This is a genomic window from Acidovorax lacteus, assembly GCF_039540375.1.
Taxonomy (GTDB): Bacteria; Pseudomonadota; Gammaproteobacteria; order Burkholderiales; family Burkholderiaceae_C; genus Acidovorax_G; species Acidovorax_G lacteus.
The window spans coordinates 1-955 of the sequence record NZ_BAABEX010000019.1 but is presented as its reverse complement, the minus strand read 5'-3'; the positions used below and the strand labels follow the sequence as shown (position 1 = coordinate 955).

Annotated in this window: 1 protein-coding gene; it reads left to right on the top strand. The window is 63.7% G+C overall.

What is annotated here, in order from left to right:
* Positions 1–55: 55 nt before the first annotated feature.
* Positions 56–955, top strand: a 900-nt coding sequence (locus ABD866_RS10805) for an IS30 family transposase (RefSeq protein WP_345064556.1), incomplete at its 3' end; no start/stop codon positions are given.

Here is a 955-nt window from a genome sequence, read left to right as displayed (position 1 = left end):
GTGCTTGGCGCCCTCAAATCTGAAGTGCAACACCTTCCAGAATGAGGCCATCATGATCAACAAGAAAAGCTACGAGCAGATCGGCGAATCCGAGCGACAGGCCATCGCGATGGGGCTGCAGCAAAAGCAAAGCATCCGTGCCATCGCCCGCTCCCTGGGCCGCAGCCCCAGCACCATCAGCCGGGAGATCCGCCGCAACGCAGGAGCAAACGGCTACGTCAGCCGCTTTGCGCATCAGCGCTGCACCCGCCGGCGCATCTACAGCCGCCCCCAGCCCAAGCTGCACCGCCAAGGCGCCCTGTTCCAGCAGGTGTGCCAACATCTGCGCCAGCACTGGTCGCCCCAGCAGATTGCCGGGCACCTGAAGAAACTCCACCCCCACGACAGGCGCCTGCGAGTGTCACACGAGAGTATCTACACCTGCATCTATGCCCAGCCGCGCGGCGAGCTCAAGAAGGAATTGGTCTGTTGCCTGCGCATGGCGCACGCCAAGCGCTGGCCCCGCTCCAAAGGACAAGACCGGCGAGGCGAGATCAGCGATCTCCTGAGCATTCACATGCGCCCGCCAGAGGTAGAGGAGCGTCAGTTGCCTGGCCACTGGGAGGGAGACCTCATCAAAGGGGCGAACAACGCCAGCGCCATCGGCACGCTGGTCGAGCGCACCACGCGATTGGTGCTGCTAGTCAAGCTGCCCCATCCTCACCCGGCCACGGCGGCGCACGTGCTGCAGGCGTTTAGTGACAAGCTCAACCGCATTGCTGCACCGATGCGCCAGAGCCTGACCTACGACCGGGGAAGCGAGATGGCCCAGCACGCCCAGCTCAGCCAGCGCACGGGCATGAAGGTGTACTTCTGCGACCCTTACAAACCCTGGCAGCGGGGCAGCAACGAAAACACCAACGGGCTGCTGCGCCAGTACTTCCCCAAAGGCACGGATCTGAGCGGCTACAGCCAG